Below are 15,465 nucleotides of genomic sequence, written 5' to 3'. Positions count from 1 at the left end.
ACGCGGAAAGCCGTTTTTTCATCCATGCCGGAACAAAAAGCGACCTGAATTGCGATATGCTATAGTATGCGCCGCCGGGCCGCGGAATATCATGCCCCGCCCGCTCAAGGGGCGGCATTGACCCGCCGGGCACAGTGTGCTACACTGATACCAAACGCCCAAAAGCATCACCAAAGGAGACGATTTGACATGCAGTACGATTTCACTTCGATTCTGGAGCGGCACGGCAAGGATGCCATCGCGGTGGACAGCCTGGGCCGCAACCCCGGTTTTGCTCCCGAGGCTCCCGGCGAAGGATTTGACGCCATTCCCATGTGGGTTGCCGACATGAACTTCCCCACGGTGCCCACCGTCACCGAGGCCATCATCCAGCGGGCCCAGCACCCCGCATTCGGCTACTTTTCGCCCAGCGATGAATACTATGACTCCATCATCCGGTGGCAGGTCACCCGCAACGGCTGTGACCCTGCCCTGCTGACCCGGGAGTGCATCGGCTACGAAAACGGCGTTCTGGGCGGCGTGGTCAGCGCTCTGACCTGCTGCACCGCCCCCGGCGACCCGGTTCTGGTCCACAGCCCCACCTACATCGGATTCACCAAGTCCCTCACCAACAACGGCTACAAGATTGTTCATACGCCCCTGGTCAAGGACGAACAGGGCGTCTGGCGGATGGACTACGAGGACATGGACCGCAAATTGAAAAAGTACCACATCCACACCGCCATCCTCTGCAGTCCCCACAACCCCTGCGGCCGCGTCTGGGAGCGTTGGGAGCTGGAAAAGGCCATGGAGGTCTACAAGGCCAACGACTGCGTGGTCATTTCGGACGAGATTTGGTCCGACATCCTCCTGAACGGGCACAAGCATATCCCCACCCAGAGCATCAGCGAGGACGCCCGCAACCGCACCATCGCCCTCTACGCCCCCAGCAAGACCTTCAACCTGGCCGGTCTGGTCGGCAGCTACCACATCATCTACAACAGCTATCTTCGGGACCGCTGCGTGGCCAAAAGCTCCAAGTGTCATTACAACGACATGAACGTTCTCTCCATGCATGCCCTGATCGGCGCCTACAAGCCGGAGGGCTATGTCTGGGTGGATGAGCTGTGCCAGGTCCTGTCCAACAACATCAACTACGCCTGTGACTATATCCGGGATCACTTCCAGGGCGTCACCGTCAGCAAGCCCGAGGGCACCTACATGCTCTTTGTGGACTGCACCGACTGGTGCAGCGCCCACGGCAAAACCATCGACGACGTAGAAAAAGCGGCCTGGGCGGTGGGCGTTGCCATTCAGGACGGGCGGATGTTCCATGGGCCCTGCTCGGTGCGGATGAATCTGGCTCTCCCCTTCTCCCGCATTCAGGAGGCTTTTGACCGTTTGGACCGGTACGTCTTCAACGCACAATAATCCTCCTATTTGTCTCCGAAACGCAAGACAGGCCATCCCGCGGGATGGCCTGTTTTATTTTGAACGTCTGGCAATTTTGCACAAAAAGCGGAGCATATTTCAAGCAAAACAGAGATTCCTCCAGCTCTGTGTAACCATTTGCACCTTTTCGGGATATAGTAATAGATTGGCACAAACAATTTGACCGGTTGATTTCTTGTTTCACGGAAAAGAGGTGATCGGATTGAGCGATGTGGATGTGGAGAACATGTACCAAAACTATGCAAAACCTCTGTACTGGTTTCTTCTTGGTCTCTCCCATTCGCCTGAAACGGCAGAGGAACTGACCGCAGAAACATTCTATCAGGCCATCCGGTGCATCAAGCGCTACGACGGCAGCTGCCAGCTGAAAACCTGGTTGTTTCAGATCGGCAAAAATCTATGGCTAAAACAGTGCGCCAAAGAAAAAAGAGACTTCCATCTTATCAGCCAGGAGGCTGCCGCCGAGTGCTCTTATGACCCGATGGACCAGATTGTAGACGAGTCGGAGGAGCGAATCACGTTTTACAAAAAGATCACTTCCCTGGACGAGCCCTACAAAACCGTTGTTTATCTCCGCCTTGCCAGCAACCTTACCTTTGAAGAAATCGGTCAGGTATTGAATCAAAGTGCCAACTGGGCAAGAGTCACCTATTACCGAGCGAAAGAGAGGTTGAAAGCCAGTTATGAAAAAGATTGAGCTGCCGTGTTATCTTGTGGAAGACCTTTTGCCTCTGTATGTTGACCACTTGGTCGGCGCAGAAACCGCAGATGCCATCCAATCGCACTTGTCCCAATGCAAAAACTGCACTCTTAAATACCAAGCTCTTACATCCCCTCTGAAACTGCAGAGCGAATCCATCCCCTTTGACGATGCCGGCGGAGTGGGTTTTCTGAAAAAGGTACATCGGGCCGGCGTATATAAAATGATTTGCTTTGCGGTATGCTGCATGTTCCTCTTCTCAGCGGCACTTTACCTGATCGCTTTCCGCCAGCATGCATTTGACTTTGAAGTCAACCATCTCTACCAGCTGTCGGATGGCTCCATTTATTTTGAACTCCTCCCCTCAAAGGACGAGCGCTTGATCAACGGCATTTCCTATCGCGACGGAATTTCTGAGGATCTTTCCTGTTATGAAATTCAGATGGGTTACTCGCTTTTGAGCTTGTGGCAGAGCGGAGGAACTTCTCTCGGCGAGCGAAGCTATTGCTTTGTCCGCACTCCTGAATCGGCTTCGGACGGGACGGGCAGCCTGCCCATCTATTACACACAGGGAAACAGCCGGCTTTTGATCTGGGACGGAAAAACCGAGCTCCCGGCTGCACCCGAAGAAATCGAAGAAAAGGCCCAGAGCGTTCTTAGTCCGTTTTCCATTTGTGGCACTTCATCCCAGCCTGACTAAAAGAGAACCTTAATCCAAAACAAAACCCCCGGCTCCTCTCCTGCTGGAAAGGGACTGGGGGTCTTTGTATGGTGCGGGAGAAGAGGGTCGAACTCTCACTCTTTCGGAACTGGTGCCTAAAACCAGCGCGTCTGCCATTCCGCCACTCCCGCATGGAATGCGTATTTAGTCTACCAATCTGCAAGGGAATTGTCAATCCAAAATTTTGGCCGCAAAAAAGCCCGGCCGTCCAAAAGAACGGCCAGGCGCGGTTTGCCGGGGTCAAAGATTTTTTTCGATGTCCTGCCAGCAGGGATTGGACAGGATTTCGGCGTCCTCCCCAAAGAAGGCTTTGCCGGCCTCGGTGTCCCCCTGCAGCCAGTACATAAACCAGGCGGTCATGTAGCCGTCGCCCCAGGGCAGCATCTCGGCGTGGTCGGCGCCGGTGCGGCGGGCCCGCAGTTTGGGCGTGGATGCCGGGACGCCGCTGTAGTTTTCTTCCTGGGACCACAGGGGCGAGATGGAAACCTCCTGGGTGTCCTCTACCACTTCCGGCACACCTGCTTCGCCGGCATCCAAAAGGCCGGTGCCTGCGGCCATAAAGTAGGGAATTTCAATTTTGGAGACGTCGTACTCCCAGTTCAGCGTGGAGGCATACCGGCTGGAGGGGGTGCTGGCTGTGTAGAGGGCCTTATACCGCCAGCCGTTTTTCTGATTGGTCACGCCATTAATGGCGCCGATGGCGCCCTGGGAATGTCCTGCGGCGCCGACGCATTCCAGGTCCAGCTTGTGGTAAAAGACGCTTTCTTCATCCTCGTTCAGCTCCACCAGAAGGTCCAGAGCGCCGTCGGAACTGCTGCCGTTCCAGGAATTCTGCTGTTCGTTGCCGATCACCACAAAGCCCCAGGATGCCAGATGCTGAAAGATCGGCGAATACCGCGAAGCGGCCACTCCGGTGCCATTGGCCATGACCACCACCGGCCACTGCTTGCCGCTCTCCTCTTTCAGAGCCGAGGGATACCAAACTTCGTACCGCTCAATCAAAAAATCCCGGGCCGGATAATCGGTATAGGAGACGTCGTATTCTCCCATGGCGGTGTACTTCTCCTCGATGGCGCCGCCGGTCTGGGTCTGTTCGTAGTAATTGGTGGTCACCGACGGAACATCCTTGGACCAGTCCTGAACCGCTCCTGTCACCGCGACCGCCACCGCGATGGCGATGGCAACCCGCTGGATGGTTTCAATCATGCAAGATCAACTCCTTCTGAGGCCCGGGCCGGCGTGCCTCCCTGCTTTCTGATGCCTGTCCGGGGTTCTTTTTCTGGTTCCATTTTACCAGCACCGCCGCGGCAAGTAAACCCGTTTTGAGCAAATTACACAAATAGCGGAGGCTTTACATTCCGTGCGGCAGCATTTATAATGAATCTATCCCTTGAAAAGGAGGCGATGAAATGAAACTCTGCATTGCAGCATCTCCATGCAAGGCTTGACGGGATAGACTTGTATGGGGAAGCCATTTCTATCCCCACAGCTTTGCACGTCTGTTTGACTTACCGATACAGGTGCAAAGGAGAATCCATATGAATTTTCAAAGAGTTGATCTGAACGCATGGGAGCGGGGCAAACTGTTCCAGTTTTACATCCAGCGGATGCGGGTGGTGATGAGCCTGACGGTGGATGTGGACGTGACGCCTCTGGTGAAATACGCCAGACAAAACGGGCTGCGGTTTTACCCCTGCATGATCTGGGTGGTTTCAAAGGCTGTCAATGCCCACGACCACTTTAAATACAGCTGGGACCCGGAGGGGCATCTCATCCGGTGGGATTCCATCTCCCCCAGCTACGCCGTTTTCGACCAAAATGACGAGCAATGCACCAAGCTGGTCACACCCTTCTGCGAGGATCTCCGGGAGTTTCACGCCCGCTTTCTGCGGGATCAGGAAACCTGCCGGGATGTCCGCGGCATTGTGGAACATCAGCCGCCCAACTTTTTCGATGTGTCCTGTCTGCCGTGGGTCCATTACCGCCATTTTGATGTGCATGTGTTCGATGAGGGAACCTTTCTTGCCCCTGTCGTCACCTGGGGCAAATACGAGCTCCAGCAGGGCCGTCTGATCATGCCCCTGACCATGAACATCCATCATGCGGTGGCGGATGGTTTCCATCTGTCCCGGTTTTTCACAGAGGTTCAGGAACAGATCAACACCTTTTCTGAAGACTGACCCGGCGCCTGACGCCGCGGTCTGTGAATAGAAAAAGCAGCTCCGCCGCCGGGTTTCTTGGCCCGGGACGGAGCTGCTTTGTTTATGGTTACTTTTTCATCTGTTCGCGGTGATACTGGAGGGTGTAGAGCTGGTAATAGCGGCCCCGCTTCTCCAGCAGTTCCTGGTGATTTCCCTGCTCAATGATCCGGCCATGGGACAGCACCACAATGTTGTCGGCATGCTGGATGGTGGACAGGCGGTGCGCCACGATGAGCATGGTTCCCACCGACCGCATCTTTTCCAGGGAATCCTGGATCAGCTGTTCGGTCTCGGTGTCGATGTTGGCGGTGGCCTCGTCCAGAATCATGACCGAGGGCTCATGGAGAATGGTCCGGGCAAAGGAGATCAGCTGGCGCTGGCCCGCCGAGAAGTTATTGCCCCGCTCCCGCACCGGCTCATCCAGGCCGCCGTCCAGCTTCTGGATGAAGCGGTCCGCGTTCACATAGCGGCAGACCTCCATAATCCGCTCATCGGGAACGTCCTCCATCCGCAGCACAATATTGCTCCGGATGGTGCCCGAGAACAGGAACACATCCTGCAGCATCTGGCCGAAGTGGCGGCGGATGCAGGAAATCTTGATCTTGCGGATATCCACCCCATCGATCAGGATTTGTCCCCGCTGGAACTCATAATTGCGGCAGATCAGGGAGAGGATGGTGGTTTTGCCCGAGCCGGTGGAGCCCACAAAGGCCACCGTCTGCCGGGGTTCCACATGGAAGGAAACGCCCTTCAGCACCCACTCTCCGGGAATATAGCTGAACCACACATCCCGGAACTCGATTTCTCCCTTGATCTCGGGCAGGTCGATGGCGTCGGGGGCATCGGTCATCACCGGCTGCAGGTCCAGAATCGAGAACACCTTCTCGGAGGAAGCCATGGCCGACTGCAGCCAGTTGAACTGTTCGGCCAGGTTCTGGATGGGGTTATAGAACTTGGAGATATACATATAGAAAGTGACGATGGTGCCGCCGGAAATGGTCTGTCCCAGGAAGGACACCCCGTCCAGATACCCCATGCCGCCCAGATAGAACAGGCACAGCACCGAGCTGACGTACAGCATATACACCAGCGGGCGGAACACGCCGAACACAAAGATTTCATCCCGCTTGGCCTTGCCCAGCGCCTCGCTGCGGCGGCGGAAATCCTCCATCCGGGCGTCCTCCCGGCCGAAAATCTGGGTGATTTTGATGCCCGACAGGTTCTCGGACAGATAGGTGTTGATGTCTGTGGTGCAGTCCTTGACCCGCCGGTAGGCCCGGCGGGAGAACTTGCGGAAAATGACGGTGAACAGCACGATGAAGGGCACAAAGCAGAGGATCATCAGGGTCAGCTCATAGTTGACCATCAGCATGGCCCCCAGGATGCCCAGAATCACAAAACAGTTCTTCGCCAGGTTGACCAGAAGATTGGTGAACATCATCGAGATGGCGTTGGTATCGTTGGTCACGCGGGTCACCAGTTTGCCCACAGGGATCTCGTTCAGCTGTTCATGGGCCAGGGACTCAATGTGGGTGAACAGGTCCTCCCGCAGGTCCGAAATAATCCGCTGGCCGGCTTTCTGGAGGATCACTGCCTGGAAATAGGAGCTCACCATGGAAAAGACCAGGATGCCCGCATAGGCCGCCACCATCCAAAAGAGGGCGTCCAGGGTGAAGTCCCCCACCAGCATCTCCTCCACGGCGCCCACAATCAGCGGGGAAACAATGTCGTAGACGATGGAGAACAGCATCAGCAGGCCGGCCGCAATGAAACTGCCCAGATAAGGCCGGGCGTAATGGGCCAGGCGGCGGATGATCTCGCCGTCCGAGATGTTCCGCTCAAAGCCCATGGAGGTCTTTTTGTCCTTGACGGTGGCATAGGCCACAATCAGAAGAACCGACACGGTGCCGATGATTCCCCCGGCCAAAACAAGCGGGTTCAGCTCAGTCATGGTTTCCACCTCCCAGCTCATCTTCCAGCCGCTGCAGGTCCACCATCTTGCGGTATTCCTCACAGCGTTCGTACAGGGCCTCATGGCTGCCCACATCCACCACGCAGCCGTCGTCAATAAAGACAATCTTGTCCATCCGCTCCACGGTGGAGATGCGGTGGGCAATCAGGATGGTGGTCTTCCCTGCCCGCTCGGCGTTCAGGTTGTCCAGAATCACCTTCTCAGTGCGGGTGTCCACCGCCGAGACCGAGTCGTCCAGAATCAGGACGGGTGCGTCCAGCAGCAGAGCCCGGGCAATGGAAATGCGCTGTTTCTGGCCGCCCGACACCGTCACGCCGCGCTCGCCCAGAACGGTATTGTAGCCCTCTTTGAAGGCGGCCACGTTGTCGTGGACGTCGGCCATCCGGGCCGCACGCTCGATCTGGGCCGGGTCGGCGTCATCCAGACCGAAGGCGATGTTATGAGAGATGGTGTCCGAGAACAGGAAATTGTCCTGGGGCACATAGGCGCAGGCCGAGCGCACCGAGCGGATGGACAGGGTGTTGACGTCCTGGCCGTCCATGAACAGGGTGCCGTCCGGCACATTGTAAATCCGCAGAATCAGATCCACCAGGGCGGTTTTGCCGGCGCCGGTCTTGCCCACAATGCCCACCCGCTCTCCGCTGTAGATGGTGAAGGAGATGTCCTTCAGCACATCGTATTCCCCGTCAGGGTAGCGGAAGGTCAGGTGCCGGAAGGAGATTTCACCCTTGGGGTCGGTCAGCTCGTGGACGCCGGGACGGTCGGCCACATCCACCGGTGCGTCCAGCAGCTCGGTGATCCGGTTCAGGGAGGCCTTGCCGCGGGAGGTCTTTTCGATCAGCATGGAAACGGCCATGATGGGCCAGACAATGGCCGAGAAGTAGCCGATGTATTCCACCAGCTGGCCCGCGTTGAACCGTCCCACATAGACCAGATAGCCGCCGTAACCCAGAATAACGCAGGTTACCGACTCCACAAACAGGGTGACCAGGATGTTCAGCAGGGTGGAAATCCGGGTATAGATGACGTTGATTTTCTCGTTTTCCCGGTTGAGCTTGCGGAAGGCCATCAGTTCCTTGGTCTCCTTGACAAAGGCCTTGACCACCGCGATGCCCGAGAAATTCTCCTGGGCGAAGTCGGACAGGTCCGAGAAGGCCTGCTGGCGCTCCTCCCATCGGCGGGTCATCACCCGCCCCACAATGCTGCCCACCAGGAACATCAGAAAGGCCGGGATCATGGCCATCATGGTCAGAGACCGGTCCATCTGCCACATCTTAATAAAAGCCAGCAGGCCCAGGAACAGCGCATCGCAGAACATCAGCACGCCGTCGCCGAAACACTCCTGAATGGTGTCCAGGTCGTTGGTGTAGAGGCTCATGAGGTTGCCCACCTTGTTCACCTGGTAATAGGCCTGGGACAAATCCTTGCTGTGGTCAAACATCCGGTTGCGCAGATCGGTCTCCACCCGGATGGCCGCCCCGAAAAAGCAGATGCGCCACAAAAAGCGGCCGGTGATCAGCGAGACAATGATTCCGATCATGGGCAGGCAGATATTCTGCATCAGAACCTCTTTGGTGAAAGGCGTCGGCACCCCCTCCACCAGCACCGAGCCGCTGTTGATGCCGTTGATGAGCATCCGGTACAGCTCCGGGATAATCAGCTGCATGTAATCCACCAGGATCAGCGCCGCCACACCCAGCAGCAAAGTGGGCGCATGCTTCCAATAATAGCGGTTGATATACTTGCCAAAGATCAAGCTTGATTCCTCCTTGTCCTGCCAGGCAAAAAGCCTGTTTTTTCTTTCCATTTTGCCGCATGTCCCATCAGTATATCCCGACAGAACAGGCTTTGTCAACCGGGGTTTGCACTTTGCTCAACCAAGCCCAAAACTGCCCCGGGGAGCGCCGCTCTTTCTGCCGCAGACACAACAAAAAACCTGTTCCCGACTTGATATCAGGAACAGGTTTTCGTGATGGAGCGGCCGACGAGGCTCGAACTCGCTACCTCCACCTTGGCAAGGTGGCGCTCTACCAGATGAGCTACGGCCGCATAATGGTGCCTCCGATCGGAATCGAACCAATGACACGGGGATTTTCAGTCCCCTGCTCTACCAACTGAGCTACAGAGGCATAATGGCGACCCGGATCGGGCTCGAACCGACGACCCCCAGCGTGACAGGCTGGTGCTCTAACCAACTGAGCTACCGGGCCACATGGTGGAAGTTAACGGGCTCGAACCGCTGACCCTCTGCTTGTAAGGCAGATGCTCTCCCAGCTGAGCTAAACTTCCACAGAATGGAGCGGCCGACGAGGCTCGAACTCGCTACCTCCACCTTGGCAAGGTGGCGCTCTACCAGATGAGCTACGGCCGCTTATTTCATGTGGTGTGCCGCCGTAGGACCGGCGACGAAAGCTATTATACTCAAAACCCCCGCACTTGTCAACCACTAATTTTGCATTTTTTGCAAAATACAGTTTGCATTGCATTATTTCCCTAAAAATTGTATAATGAATACTGTTATGGCGGCAGAGGGGTCAGCCCTCTGCTGCGGGAAAGGAACAATAAGTATATAAAGGAGTTATCGCCATGTACCGGATCATCCAAAAGGTCGTGCTGAACCCCACGGTGACCAAAATGGTCATCGAAGCGCCCCTGATCGCGCAGAAGGCGCAGCCGGGTCAGTTTATCATCATCCGTCCCTTTGAGGACAGCGAGCGCATTCCCCTGACCATCGCCGGCTATGACCGACAGGCAGGTACGGTAGACATCATCTTCCAGATTGTGGGCGGCACCACCATGGAGCTGAACACCCTGAACGAGGGCGACAGCGTCCACGATTTCGTGGGCCCCCTGGGCCGCGCCACCGAGACCGAAGGCCTGAAGAAGGTCTGCGTAGTGGGCGGCGGCGTCGGCTGCGCCATCGCGCTGCCGGTGGCCCGCAAGCTGCACGAGCAGGGCTGTGTGGTCCACAGCGTGGTGGGCTTCCGTTCCAAGGATCTGCTGATCCTGGAGGATGAGTTCACTGCATGCAGCGACATCCTGAAGGTGATGACCGACGACGGCAGCTACGGCACCAAGGGTGTCGTCACCGCCGCTTTGGAGGAGCTGATTGCCGCCGGCAACCAGTACGACGAAGTCATCACCATCGGTCCCCTGATCATGATGAAATTCGTGGTCAAGACCTGCCAGAAGTACGGCATCAAGAGCGTTGTTTCCATGAACCCCATCATGATTGACGGCACCGGCATGTGCGGCGGCTGCCGCCTGACCGTGGGCGGCAAGACCAAGTTCGCCTGCGTGGACGGCCCCGACTTTGACGGCGACCTGGTGGATTTTGACGAGGCGATGGCCCGCGGCTCCATGTACCGGCCCTTTGAGACCCATGCCCGCGAAAAGGCCTGCAATCTGCTGCAGATGGAGGTAAAGTAATCATGGCTTTCAATATGGACCCCAAAAAGTGCCCCATGCCCACCCAGGACCCCAACGTTCGGAACAAGAACTTCAACGAGGTGGCCCTGGGCTACACCGCCGAGATGGCCGTCAATGAGGCCAAGCGCTGCATCCACTGCAAGAACAAGCCCTGTGTGGAGGGCTGCCCCGTGGGCATCAAGATCCCCGATTTCATCGCCCAGGTGGCCGAGGGCAACTTTGAAGCCGCCTATCAGATCATCAGCGAGGACTCTTCCCTGCCCGCCGTCTGCGGCCGTGTCTGCCCCCAGGAGAGCCAGTGCGAGGGCCGCTGCACCCGCGGCATCAAGAACGAGGCCGTGGGCATCGGCCGTCTGGAGCGCTTTGTGGCCGACTGGCACCGTGAGAACGTCCACACCGACCCGGTGGTTCCCACTCCCAACGGCCACAAGGTGGCTGTGATTGGCGCAGGCCCTGCCGGCCTGACCGCCGCCGGCGACCTGGCCAAGATGGGCTACAAGGTCACCGTCTATGAGGCTCTGCACGTGGCAGGCGGCGTCCTGATGTACGGCATCCCCGAGTTCCGTCTGCCCAAGGCCATTGTCCAGCAGGAAATCGACGGCCTGAAGGCCATCGGCGTGGACTTTGAGTGCAACATGGTCATCGGCAAGGTGCTGACCGTTGACGAGCTGATGGGTCAGTACGGCTACGAGGCCGTGTTTATCGGTTCCGGCGCCGGCCTGCCCCGGTTCATGGGCATCCCCGGCGAGAGCCTCAAGGGCGTCTACTCCGCCAACGAGTTCCTGACCCGCTCCAACCTGATGAAGGCCTATCGGCCCGACAGCAAGACCCCCATCTATGTGGGCAAGTCGGTGGCTGTCGTAGGCGGCGGCAACGTGGCCATGGATGCTGCCCGCAGCGCTCTGCGTCTGGGCGCCGAGAAGGTCTACATCGTCTATCGCCGCGGCATGGAGGAGCTCCCCGCCCGCAAGGAGGAGATCGAGCACGCCGAGGAGGAGGGCATCATCTTCAAGACCCTCACCAACCCCGTGGAGATTCTGGCCGACGACAACGGCTTTGTCCGGGCCATCACCTGCATCCAGATGGAGCTGGGCGAGCCTGACGCCTCCGGCCGCCGCCGTCCCGTGGAGATCCCGGGCAGCGAGTTCACTCTGGAGATGGACACCGTCATCATGAGCCTGGGCACCAGCCCCAACCCCCTGCTCCGCTCCACCACCCCCGGCCTGGAGACCAACAAGCATGGCTGCATTGTCACCGGCGGCGAGGCCGGCGACACCAGCCGTGAGGGCGTCTATGCCGGCGGCGACGCCGTCACCGGCGCTGCTACCGTCATCAAGGCCATGGGCGCCGGCAAGGCTGCCGCCAAGGCCATCGACGAGTACATCAAGTCCAAGGCCAACGCCTAAACCCTAACATCATTTTGCTTTGCAAGTCCCCTGCATCCCAGCCGGTGCGGGGGATTTTTTGTGTCTCCCAGATTTGCCGGTCTCGGGCTGAGAGAGGCAAATTGCATCCTCCAAAAGAGAAAAATTTGTCTCATTCCCATTGACACCCAGCTCAAAAAGAGATATATTTATCTCACAAGGATACAAATACATCTCTTTTGGAGGCGTTCTTATGAAAAAGCAAACTATTCTTCGGATCGTCCTGCCCGGGCTGGTGTGCGCCGGCGTCATGGCAGCTTCCAGCTGGTACGCCATCTGTTACAACGACGGACGACTGGTCAAGCCCATGGATTTTTCCACCTACGTCTTTTCTCCCAAAGACCTGCCCATGCTGTTGTCTCTGGGCCTGGTTCTTCTGTACGCCGCCTATCTGGTAGTGCTGTGGGTGCGGGCTTTCACGGGCCAGCGGCGCAGTCCGGCCGCTTCGCAGTTTACCCGGACGGTATCGCCCAAGCTGGGTTTTCTGGGTCTGCTGGGCTTTTTGGGATTCAGCGGGTTTTGGACCTATCAGCGCAGCGGAAGCGTGTTCCCCTTTGTCTTTTTCATCTTCTTTGGGTTCTTCGGGTTCTTCTATGAGGGCAAAATGTCCCATACTCTGATGGACGAGCGCTACAAGGAAAACTGGATGCGGGCGCATTTCAACGCCAACCAGACCGCGCTGAAAATCATCTTTGTGGCCACCATTCTCCTGGGACAGGGCGCCCTTGGGGGCAGCCTGGCCCGCACCTTCATGTTCTACATCATCGCCGTGACCCTGGCTCTGGCGCTGGGAATCTTCCTCGGGGAGTATCTGCTCTACCGCTACGACCACGACGAGCAGCCCGATGAAAGCGAGGGCTGACCATGCCGGATTTTGTCTGCCATCTCAAACAGTACCGCCTGGCCAAAGGCCTCACCCAGGAACAGCTGGCCGCCCAGGTCGGGGTGCGCCGCGAAACCATCATGCGGCTGGAAAAAGCCCAGTATAACCCCTCCCTCAAGCTGGCGGTGGATATCGCCCGGGCGGTGGAAGCCCCCATTGAGGACATTTTCCAGTTCGATTGACCCAAAAAAGCCGCCCGGCTCCCTCTGAGGAGAACCGGGCGGCTTTCATTATTGCTTTGAGTGCGGACGAAAACCTGTTAGGACTGGCAGGCAGTGATCAGGCTCATCTTGTAGACCTCGTCGGCGTTGCAGCCGCGGGACAGGTCATTGATGGGGGCATTCAGGCCCTGCAGGATGGGGCCGTAAGCGGCATAGCCGCCCAGGCGCTGGGCGATCTTATAGCCGATGTTGCCGGCCTCGATGCAGGGGAAGATGAAGGTGTTGGCCTGGCCAGCCACCTTGCTGCCCTTGCACTTGGTCTGAGCGACCTCGGGCGAGACGGCTGCGTCGAACTGCAGCTCGCCGTCGATGGCCAGGTCAGGAGCCAGAGCCTGAGCCTTGATGGTGGCGTCGTGGCTCAGAGCCACGGTGCCGCCCTTGCCGGAGCCCTTGGTGGAGAAGCTCAGGACGGCGACCTTCGGGTCGATGCCGAAGATGGCAGCGGTCTTGGCGGTCTCGACAATCACCTCAGCCAGCTTGTCCGCAGCGGACAGCTTGACCTCGCCGGTAGCCTTGTCCACGGTGTCCTGATAGTCGATGTTGATGGCGCAGTCGCCCATGGCGATCCGCTTCAGGCCCTCATCGCCCCAGTCGCGGTCCAGAATGAAGCAGGAGCTCACCAGGTGAGCGCCCTTCTTGGTCTTGATCAGCTGCAGAGCGGGACGGACGGTGTCGGCGGTGGAGTAGGTGGCGCCGCCCAGCAGGCAGTCAGCCTTGCCCATCTTGACCAGCATGGTGCCGAAGTAGTTGGACTTCTTCAGCAGGCTGGCGCACTCCTCTGCGGTCATCTTGCCCTTGCGCAGCTCGACCATGGTGCTGACCATCTCGTCAAAGCCCTCATAGGTATCGGGGTCGATAATCTCAGCGCCCGAAATATCAAAGTTGCCTGCTGCAGCCGCTGCCTCACACTCAGCCTTGTTGCCGACCATGACGACGTTCAGGACCTTCTCGGCCAGCAGCTTGCTGGCGGCCTCCAGAATGCGGGGGTCGCTGCCCTCAGTGAAAACGATGGTCTTGGGGTTCGCCTTCAGCTGCTCTACCAGCGGCGCAAACATATCTGCCATTTTGATTACCTCCGATAACGTTACCAAATTTCACTTCCTATGTTGGACACAAGAAGCTCTTTCTCTCTTATTTTAACACAAGGCGCTGAAACTTCAATACGCAATTCGGATTTTCTATGAAATTTTACGCCTTTCTTCCTCCGGATTCCCCATCCTCCGGCCCGGCGCTCCCTTGACAGATCCCCGGAACCGTTGCAAAATAGGAAATACCGTCCCGGGCATCTCATGTCCGGGAGCTCAGAGGAAAGAGGGAATCAGGATGAAACGCAAGGCGCTGAAAGCCGCTCTCCCCTACACGCTGCCCATCTGTGTCGGCTTTTTGTTTTTGGGGATTTCTTACGGCTTTCTGATGCGGAGCAAGGGGTTTTCGTTTGTCTATCCGCTGTGCATGAGCCTGTTTATCTTTGCGGGGTCCATGGAGTTCGTCACAGTGGAACTGCTGCTGTCGGCCTTCAACCCCCTGCACGCCTTTTTGCTGGCGCTGATGGTCAACGCCCGCCATCTGTTTTATGGGCTGTCCATGCTGCAGAAATACCGCCGCACCGGCTGGAAAAAGTTCTATCTGATTTTTGGGATGTGCGACGAGTCTTTCTCCATCAACTGCACCGTCACCCCGCCGCCGGACGTGGACCGGGGATGGTTCATGTTCTTTGTCACCCTGCTGAACCACATTTACTGGGTGACCGGCGCCACCCTGGGGGCGCTGCTGGGATATGTGATTCACTTTGACACCACCGGCATCGAATTTGTTATGACGGCCCTGTTTGTGGTCATGTTCATCAACCAGTGGGAAGAGTCCAAAGACCATCGGCCCGCCCTGGCGGGGCTGGGCTGTTCGCTGATCTGCCTGCTGGTTTTCGGCAGCAGTTCCTTCATTGTGCCGGCCATGGCGCTGATTGTCCTGAGCTTCCTGCTGGGCCGCCGCAGTCTGGAACGGGAGGTGGACCAATGACCACCACACAGAGCATCCTCACCATTGCGGCGGTGGTGCTGGCCACCATGCTGACCCGGTTTCTTCCCTTTCTGGTTTTCCCCGAGGGCCGAAAGCCGCCTGCTGCCATCACATATCTGGGCACCGTCCTCCCCTACGCCGTCATCGGCCTGCTGGTGGTCTACTGCCTCAAAGATGCCGTGTTCACCTCCTGGCACGGCCTGCCGGAGCTGATCGCCATTGCCTTTATTGTGGTGCTGCACAAGTGGCGGAAAAACACCCTGCTGAGCATTGCAGCGGGAACCATCCTGTACATGGTTCTGGTCCAGAACATCTTCCGATAAACCGTCAAGCCAAAGAAAAAGCGTACCGCCGGCCCGGTTTGAACCGCCCCATATTGTGCGGACAGTACAAAAAAGAGGCCTGCAAGGGGTAGAACAAGCGAATCAAAGACTGGCCTGGCGAAGCGAGAGCGGAGCCAGGCCAGT

Annotated in this window: 14 protein-coding genes and 6 tRNA genes; 10 read left to right on the top strand and 10 right to left on the bottom strand. The window is 57.6% G+C overall.

Annotation, left to right across the window (positions count from 1 at the left end):
- Nucleotides 1-189: 189 nt before the first annotated feature.
- From B5F27_RS11575 to B5F27_RS11565, 3 genes are all read left to right on the top strand, one after another.
- The gene (locus B5F27_RS11575; RefSeq protein ID WP_087367834.1) at nt 190-1,410 is read left to right on the top strand and encodes an aminotransferase class I/II-fold pyridoxal phosphate-dependent enzyme; all 1,221 of its coding nucleotides are present in this window, start codon (nt 190-192) and stop codon (nt 1,408-1,410) included.
- Nucleotides 1,411-1,642: 232 nt separating this feature from the next.
- A complete protein-coding gene (locus B5F27_RS11570; RefSeq protein ID WP_242962177.1) occupies nt 1,643-2,128 on the top strand; it encodes a sigma-70 family RNA polymerase sigma factor in 486 nt (161 codons plus the stop codon).
- Nucleotides 2,115-2,831, top strand: coding sequence for a zf-HC2 domain-containing protein (locus tag B5F27_RS11565; protein WP_087367827.1), 717 nt, complete (start codon nt 2,115-2,117; stop codon nt 2,829-2,831). The genes B5F27_RS11570 and B5F27_RS11565 overlap by 14 nt, the downstream gene beginning before the upstream one ends.
- Before the next feature lie 69 nt (nt 2,832-2,900).
- Here the strand turns inward: B5F27_RS11565 and B5F27_RS11560 are convergent.
- Together B5F27_RS11560 and B5F27_RS11555 are read right to left on the bottom strand one after the other, a co-directional pair.
- A tRNA-Leu gene (locus tag B5F27_RS11560) sits at nt 2,901-2,983 on the bottom strand.
- Nucleotides 2,984-3,092: 109 nt separating this feature from the next.
- Nucleotides 3,093-4,058 carry a hypothetical protein gene (locus tag B5F27_RS11555; RefSeq protein ID WP_087245579.1) on the bottom strand — a complete coding sequence of 322 codons (966 nt, stop codon included), beginning with the start codon at nt 4,056-4,058 and terminating at the stop codon, nt 3,093-3,095.
- Between the two features lie 332 nt (nt 4,059-4,390).
- On the opposite strand from B5F27_RS11555, the gene B5F27_RS11550 reads away from it, so the two are divergent.
- The gene (locus B5F27_RS11550; protein WP_242962176.1) at nt 4,391-5,032 is read left to right on the top strand and encodes a CatA-like O-acetyltransferase; all 642 of its coding nucleotides are present in this window, start codon (nt 4,391-4,393) and stop codon (nt 5,030-5,032) included.
- Between the two features lie 88 nt (nt 5,033-5,120).
- Here B5F27_RS11550 and B5F27_RS11545 read toward each other — a convergent pair whose 3' ends face one another.
- From B5F27_RS11545 to B5F27_RS11515, 7 genes are all read right to left on the bottom strand, one after another.
- Nucleotides 5,121-7,004 (bottom strand): ABC transporter ATP-binding protein, encoded by a 1,884-nt coding sequence (locus B5F27_RS11545; RefSeq protein WP_087367824.1) that lies wholly within the window; start codon nt 7,002-7,004, stop codon nt 5,121-5,123.
- The gene (locus B5F27_RS11540; protein ID WP_158098239.1) at nt 6,997-8,781 is read right to left on the bottom strand and encodes an ABC transporter ATP-binding protein; all 1,785 of its coding nucleotides are present in this window, start codon (nt 8,779-8,781) and stop codon (nt 6,997-6,999) included. The genes B5F27_RS11545 and B5F27_RS11540 overlap by 8 nt, the downstream gene beginning before the upstream one ends.
- A 217-nt stretch (nt 8,782-8,998) precedes the next feature.
- Nucleotides 8,999-9,074: transfer RNA gene (locus tag B5F27_RS11535), tRNA-Gly, on the bottom strand.
- 4 nt (nt 9,075-9,078) lie between these two features.
- A tRNA-Phe gene (locus tag B5F27_RS11530) sits at nt 9,079-9,154 on the bottom strand.
- Nucleotides 9,155-9,158: 4 nt separating this feature from the next.
- A tRNA-Asp gene (locus B5F27_RS11525) sits at nt 9,159-9,235 on the bottom strand.
- A 3-nt stretch (nt 9,236-9,238) separates the two neighbouring features.
- Nucleotides 9,239-9,314: transfer RNA gene (locus B5F27_RS11520), tRNA-Val, on the bottom strand.
- A gap of 6 nt (nt 9,315-9,320) precedes the next feature.
- Nucleotides 9,321-9,396 (bottom strand) — tRNA-Gly (locus B5F27_RS11515).
- A 215-nt stretch (nt 9,397-9,611) separates the two neighbouring features.
- Here B5F27_RS11515 and B5F27_RS11510 point away from each other — a divergent pair.
- From B5F27_RS11510 to B5F27_RS11495, 4 genes are all read left to right on the top strand, one after another.
- Nucleotides 9,612-10,454: a sulfide/dihydroorotate dehydrogenase-like FAD/NAD-binding protein gene (locus tag B5F27_RS11510; protein WP_087249698.1), complete on the top strand. Its 843-nt coding sequence runs from the start codon at nt 9,612-9,614 to the stop codon at nt 10,452-10,454.
- 2 nt (nt 10,455-10,456) lie between these two features.
- The gene (gene gltA / locus B5F27_RS11505) at nt 10,457-11,860 is read left to right on the top strand and encodes an NADPH-dependent glutamate synthase (RefSeq protein WP_087367818.1); all 1,404 of its coding nucleotides are present in this window, start codon (nt 10,457-10,459) and stop codon (nt 11,858-11,860) included.
- A gap of 211 nt (nt 11,861-12,071) precedes the next feature.
- Nucleotides 12,072-12,740, top strand: coding sequence for a DUF3796 domain-containing protein (locus tag B5F27_RS11500; RefSeq protein ID WP_087367814.1), 669 nt, complete (start codon nt 12,072-12,074; stop codon nt 12,738-12,740).
- Between the two features lie 2 nt (nt 12,741-12,742).
- Nucleotides 12,743-12,943: a helix-turn-helix transcriptional regulator gene (locus tag B5F27_RS11495; RefSeq protein WP_087249692.1), complete on the top strand. Its 201-nt coding sequence runs from the start codon at nt 12,743-12,745 to the stop codon at nt 12,941-12,943.
- 77 nt (nt 12,944-13,020) lie between these two features.
- On the opposite strand, the gene pta is transcribed toward B5F27_RS11495, so the two are convergent.
- A complete protein-coding gene (gene pta / locus B5F27_RS11490; protein ID WP_087367811.1) occupies nt 13,021-14,046 on the bottom strand; it encodes a phosphate acetyltransferase in 1,026 nt (341 codons plus the stop codon).
- A gap of 259 nt (nt 14,047-14,305) precedes the next feature.
- On the opposite strand from pta, the gene B5F27_RS11485 reads away from it, so the two are divergent.
- Both B5F27_RS11485 and B5F27_RS11480 read left to right on the top strand, forming a co-directional pair.
- Nucleotides 14,306-14,998: an AzlC family ABC transporter permease gene (locus tag B5F27_RS11485; RefSeq protein ID WP_087367808.1), complete on the top strand. Its 693-nt coding sequence runs from the start codon at nt 14,306-14,308 to the stop codon at nt 14,996-14,998.
- Nucleotides 14,995-15,321: a branched-chain amino acid transporter permease gene (locus B5F27_RS11480; protein WP_087367806.1), complete on the top strand. Its 327-nt coding sequence runs from the start codon at nt 14,995-14,997 to the stop codon at nt 15,319-15,321. Before B5F27_RS11485 ends, B5F27_RS11480 begins: the two co-directional genes overlap by 4 nt.
- Nucleotides 15,322-15,465 lie beyond the last annotated feature (144 nt).

It is taken from the genome of Faecalibacterium sp. An192 (assembly GCF_002160175.1).
Taxonomy (GTDB): Bacteria; Bacillota; Clostridia; order Oscillospirales; family Ruminococcaceae; genus Faecalibacterium.
Note: the sequence above shows the minus strand (reverse complement) of the source record. Positions and strands in the feature narration are given on the sequence as shown.

Coding starts and splice junctions, on each gene's coding strand:
- B5F27_RS11575 (WP_087367834.1), top strand. CDS start 190: ATGCAGTACGATTTCACTTCGATTCTGGAGCGGCACGGCAAGGATGCC.
- B5F27_RS11565 (WP_087367827.1), top strand. CDS start 2,115: ATGAAAAAGATTGAGCTGCCGTGTTATCTTGTGGAAGACCTTTTGCCT.
- B5F27_RS11555 (WP_087245579.1), bottom strand. CDS start 4,058: ATGATTGAAACCATCCAGCGGGTTGCCATCGCCATCGCGGTGGCGGTC.
- B5F27_RS11550 (WP_242962176.1), top strand. CDS start 4,391: ATGAATTTTCAAAGAGTTGATCTGAACGCATGGGAGCGGGGCAAACTG.
- B5F27_RS11545 (WP_087367824.1), bottom strand. CDS start 7,004: ATGACTGAGCTGAACCCGCTTGTTTTGGCCGGGGGAATCATCGGCACC.
- B5F27_RS11510 (WP_087249698.1), top strand. CDS start 9,612: ATGTACCGGATCATCCAAAAGGTCGTGCTGAACCCCACGGTGACCAAA.
- gltA (WP_087367818.1), top strand. CDS start 10,457: ATGGCTTTCAATATGGACCCCAAAAAGTGCCCCATGCCCACCCAGGAC.
- B5F27_RS11500 (WP_087367814.1), top strand. CDS start 12,072: ATGAAAAAGCAAACTATTCTTCGGATCGTCCTGCCCGGGCTGGTGTGC.
- B5F27_RS11495 (WP_087249692.1), top strand. CDS start 12,743: ATGCCGGATTTTGTCTGCCATCTCAAACAGTACCGCCTGGCCAAAGGC.
- pta (WP_087367811.1), bottom strand. CDS start 14,046: ATGGCAGATATGTTTGCGCCGCTGGTAGAGCAGCTGAAGGCGAACCCC.
- B5F27_RS11485 (WP_087367808.1), top strand. CDS start 14,306: ATGAAACGCAAGGCGCTGAAAGCCGCTCTCCCCTACACGCTGCCCATC.
- B5F27_RS11480 (WP_087367806.1), top strand. CDS start 14,995: ATGACCACCACACAGAGCATCCTCACCATTGCGGCGGTGGTGCTGGCC.